We start from the raw sequence: 4,555 nt of genomic DNA, 5'->3' as shown, positions 1-4,555 counted from the left end.
CGCGCCCTCTTCCGGGCTCTCGCTTTCTATATTCTTATTTTACTTATATTATTACATCCTTGTCAATACTTTTGTAATTATTTTATCTATTTACCGACTGAAAAAATATTTAAAAAATTTTCAATTATAATAAAAATTTTTCATAAAAAAATATCCCCCGGACTAAAAGCCCGGGGGATATAAACTAAAAAACTTTATTTGTTATTTAGCGTTTTTATCTTCTTCAACGGCTTCAATTTTTACGGTAATGGTTGCATAGACCGTAGGTTTGAAGTAGATTGAAACTTCGGTTTCGCCGATTTTTTTGATAGGCGTAAAAATATCAATATTGGATTTGGATACTTTATGGCCGAGTTCGGCTAAACTTTTCTGTACGTCGGCTTTGGTTACGGAACCGAATACGACGCCTTCAATATTTACCGTTCTGGTATAATTAAGCGTTAAACCGTTAAGTTTAGCGGCTTCTTCTTTGGCTTTGGCGAGTTCAGCTTCAATTTTTTTCTGTCTTCTTTCAGCGCCGAGTTCCCAATTTTTAATGGCGGCCGGGGTGGCGATTTCTACCAATCTGTTGGGAAGAAGGAAATTTCTGGCGTAGCCGGGTTTCACTTCAACAATTTCGCCCACCGTGCCGAGGTGTTTTACGTCTTCTCTTAAAATAACTTTCATTTTAAAAACTCCTGTTAAATTTATTTTTTCGGTAAGCAATAGGCCAAGAAAGCGAGGTTTCTGTCCCTTTTTACGGCCTGGGTTACCTGACGCTGATGTTTGGCGCAGGTGCCGGTAATCCTTCTGGATAAAATTTTACCGCTGTCCATGGTAAAGCTTTTGACGAGCTGAATGTTTTTATAGTCGATATGATCGATTTTTTCAGCGCAGAATTTGCAAACTTTTCTTCTGGATTCAAAGCGTTTTCTAGGTACGAAAGTTCTCTGCGGCCTGGCTTCGGCGGCAGCCGGAGCTTTGGCTTCAGTGTTTTCTGTTTTTACTATTTTTTCTTCTGACATAATTTATCTTTCCTCTAAAAATCTACCCTTTCGGGGCTTAATTAAAACGGCACATCATCTTCCGCAACTTCGGCGGCTTCTTGGGCTTCGCTCGCGGCTGATTCGCTCTGCATGGAATCATCCGAAGCTTGGAAAATCTGCACGCGCCTTGCGGTTACGCGCAGCTCCCTTCTGTTAAGACCGTTTTTATCGACGAACTCACTCATCGTAAGGCGGCCTTCAACCATTACGGGGACGCCCTTTCTGAGTTTTTCCTTGGCTCTGTCGGCGGCCGGCCCGAATAACGTTACCGATATGAAAGCGACTTCGTCTTTCCATTCGCCGGAGGCATTATCCAAATACCTGCGGTTTACGGCAATGCCGAAGCTGCAAACGGTTTGCCCGCGCTGCGTCATCCTGGTATCAGGATCGCGCGTGAGGCGGCCCGTAAGAAGCACTTCGTTTAATTCCGGTATGCGGACTGCCATAAACTAAGCCGCGACCGGCGCTTTTACCTTAGCCGGTTTAATTTTATGTTCAACGGCGTTCATAACCATTGTTCTGAGAACGTTCTGATTAAGCCTCATGGAATCGTTCCATTTCTTTACAAAATCACCTTGGCCTTTGAACTTGAGGTAGAGATAAAAACCTTCGCGGTTTTTAGCTATATCGTGGGAGAATCTTCTCCTTCCGAGTTTTTCTTCAGACACTACTTCTCCGCCTGAGGAAGAGATAAACGCTTTCGCTTTTTCTACGAAAGCTGCAACTTCACCATCGGTAAGCTGCGGTTTGAGTATTGTTACTATTTCGTAAGTTTTCATATTCCTGTTTTTTTGATAAATAAAGACTCACGGGGTACTTTTTACCCCGCTTATACCTAGATATTTTTTGGCTGATCACCATGCGCCACGGAATATCTTGTCCACAAATATTATAAAATATTTGCCGAAACTTTGCAATATTTTGGAAAAACTTTCAAAAAGAGAAAAGTGAATTTAAAGGACTTCAAAAATCTTTGCCGGCGAAGTCGCCCCTTTTATCAGACGAAGTTTTTTAGCTTCGACGCCTAATTGCTCCCCCAAAAGGACGCGTACGGCTTCATTGGCAAGGCCGCGTTCCGCCGGAGCTTTAACCCATATTTCAAAAGCGTCGGGCGCTTTTGTTTTGACGAGGTTCTTTTTCTCCCCGGCGTGCACTTTAACTTTTATGTACATATTTATATCTTAGCAAATAAACGCGCCTAAAAAACCGCCAAGCGTTAAAAAGGCCCCGCCGAAGCGGAGCCTTAAAATTACTTTGCTTTTGACGCGGAACACCAAGCTTTCCAAGGTACGGCAAGGCCGCTGTTTTTATATTCTTCCCAGCATTTGGAATGTATATCGACGGAGCATTTGCCGTAAGGATATTCATACCTCACGACCTTTCCGTTTACCGTTACCTGCCGTCTTGGCGCGCTGACCCTTTTTACCAGTTCATTGGCAAGATGTTTGTGACATATAGGGCAATAGCCTACGGAGTCAAGACGTTTATTATAGTCCATTTCTCTTTGTACGGCGGCTTTAACGGCTTCCGCTTTGGCGCGGGCTTCTTCTTCAGCGGCTTGCGCCGCGGCGGCTTTTTCCCGCTCGGCTTTGGCGAGCATTTGCGCTTTTATCCGCTTTATGTGGGAAGGGACCTCCCCCGTATAACCGTTTGCGGCATAAGCCAACTGAGCCTGATATTCTCCCTGACTGACTTTATTGGGCAAAGATTCGACATAAACTACGTCACTGCGGCATAAAGAAGCCCAGCCGCGGGTTCTGCGTTTTGAAGAGGCGTCTTTGGAGTAAAAATCAATTAAATTTATAATACCTTCCGCGTCGTCGCAAGTCAGCGTGCGCTTTTCCCCGCGCCGCCTTGAGTTCATTATGGACTTTAAACTGTTAAGAGGCGTAATTCCAGCCAAAGTATAAGAGCCGTCGCCAGATTCTTCCGTGCCTAAATACTGGTCAGCCAAACCTAAAACATGGCCCGTTTCATGAAGTAAAATAGGTTGAAAAAGAATATTAAAAGCTCTAGCTTGAACATCCTGATCCATAAAATTATCATATTTTTGGGCATAAACGTTTATCCAGCCCTCGTCTATATAATCGGGATGGAAAAATATCATTATGTGTTTGCGAACCCGTCCGCTGGCATAGGCCAGACGATAATTGTCTGCCGCGATGAAAGACTTTGCTTCTTCATTGGTTTCAGCCATAAGGCGCAAATCAAAGGCGGAATTATCTTCCGGGAAGGCATCGCAATTTTTTGAAGAAGAACCGTAATTTACATAGGTTATTTTAGGAGAATTTAAATAACGCATGATATCTTGAAACTCATATGTTCTGCCGGATTTTTCGATATTGGTCTTAACGTTATTTATCCAATCGGAATAAACGCCGTTTGTGATATGAGCCACCCGGCTGTAATAATCGTCGCGCTTTCTGCCGGAAGGCATATAAGATTTTTTTATTTTACGCGCGGAAGCGTCATAATAAGTTTCAATGAAATCAACGCAAACGCGCACCGGCTTACCCTGCATGATGTTGTATATCAAATAGGGCGAGGAATCCGCCTTGGGATTTGCAACATCTTCCAAAAAGACCCACGCCGCCGCAGGCAAAGCAAAAACGGATAAAAATAAAATGAGGAGTATTTGCTTCATAATTTTTTCACCGTTTAAAGAATATAATAAAAGTTTATAAAACATACCGCGATATTACAAGGAAATAAGGCCGAAATACGGAGCAAAAAGGAAATATAAAGACGGGAAGAAATATCAGGGGAGGCAAATTGATTTTCCTAAAAAATTAAGGGGCGGAAAGCGCATTCCGCCCCTAAACAATTAAACAATGATTATTTTATAAGGCTTTCGGCCGTCATTTCCTTGGGAATTTCAACTCCGAGGATCTGAAGCACCGTCGGCGCGATATCGGCCAATTTGCCCCCCTCTTTCAAGCTTACGCCTTTGACGTCGTTCGCGACGTAAATAAGCCCTACAGGGTTGGTGGTGTGCGCCGTTTTGGGCATATTGATTTTATCATCCCACATTTCTTCGGCGTTGCCGTGATCGGCCGTAATAAGAACGGTGTAACCAGCTTTTAAAGCCGTTTCCGTAACTTTGCCGGTGCATTCGTCGACGACTTCCGTCGCTTTTACGGCGGCGTCAAAGCTGCCCGTATGGCCGACCATATCGCAGTTGGCAAAATTGATTACGACGAAATCATATTTATTCTTGGCGATTTCTTCCGCGGCTTTATCGGCTACGCGGCGCGCGTCCATTTCCGGGTGTTCCGCGAAAGTGGCGGGATCAAAAGAACCTTTGATTTCGATTCTGTCTTCCCCGGCAAAAGGTTTAATAAGCTTACCGTTGAAGAAAGACGTTACGTGCTTGAACTTCTGCGTTTCCGCTATTCTAAGCTGCAAAAGACCTTTTGCGCCGATAACTTCGCCGAGAAGATTGTTCATGCCGCCGCCTTCCGTCATCGGGGAAAGAGCGTTGTATTTAAAGCTGTCATAATATTCAGCGATAAAAGAACTGTCACCGGTCA

Annotated in this window: 7 protein-coding genes; all 7 read right to left on the bottom strand. The window is 44.0% G+C overall.

Going from position 1 to position 4,555, the window contains the following annotated elements; translation table 11 throughout:
- Positions 1-201 precede the first annotated feature (201 nt).
- Positions 202-666: a 50S ribosomal protein L9 gene (rplI, locus tag ACQY26_RS05995; protein ID WP_428048240.1), complete on the bottom strand. Its 465-nt coding sequence runs from the start codon at positions 664-666 to the stop codon at positions 202-204.
- A gap of 20 nt (positions 667-686) precedes the next feature.
- The gene (gene rpsR, locus ACQY26_RS05990; protein WP_428048239.1) at positions 687-1,004 is read right to left on the bottom strand and encodes a 30S ribosomal protein S18; all 318 of its coding nucleotides are present in this window, start codon (positions 1,002-1,004) and stop codon (positions 687-689) included.
- 41 nt (positions 1,005-1,045) lie between these two features.
- Positions 1,046-1,471, bottom strand: coding sequence for a single-stranded DNA-binding protein (locus tag ACQY26_RS05985; protein WP_428048238.1), 426 nt, complete (start codon positions 1,469-1,471; stop codon positions 1,046-1,048).
- Positions 1,472-1,474: 3 nt separating this feature from the next.
- Positions 1,475-1,804: a 30S ribosomal protein S6 gene (gene rpsF / locus ACQY26_RS05980; RefSeq protein ID WP_428048237.1), complete on the bottom strand. Its 330-nt coding sequence runs from the start codon at positions 1,802-1,804 to the stop codon at positions 1,475-1,477.
- Positions 1,805-1,978: 174 nt separating this feature from the next.
- Entirely contained in the window at positions 1,979-2,197 is a 219-nt protein-coding gene (locus tag ACQY26_RS05975) for a DUF167 domain-containing protein (RefSeq protein WP_428048236.1), read from the bottom strand.
- 77 nt (positions 2,198-2,274) lie between these two features.
- Complete coding sequence (locus tag ACQY26_RS05970; RefSeq protein ID WP_428048235.1) at positions 2,275-3,669, bottom strand: hypothetical protein; 1,395 nt, start codon at positions 3,667-3,669, stop codon at positions 2,275-2,277.
- A 191-nt stretch (positions 3,670-3,860) separates the two neighbouring features.
- The coding region (locus ACQY26_RS05965; protein ID WP_428048234.1) for an alkaline phosphatase family protein at positions 3,861-4,555 on the bottom strand (695 nt) is incomplete at its 5' end.

It is taken from the genome of Candidatus Proelusimicrobium excrementi, from assembly GCF_937881865.1.
In the GTDB taxonomy this organism is placed as follows: domain Bacteria; phylum Elusimicrobiota; class Elusimicrobia; order Elusimicrobiales; family Elusimicrobiaceae; genus Proelusimicrobium; species Proelusimicrobium excrementi.
Note: the sequence above shows the minus strand (reverse complement) of the source record. Positions and strands in the feature narration are given on the sequence as shown.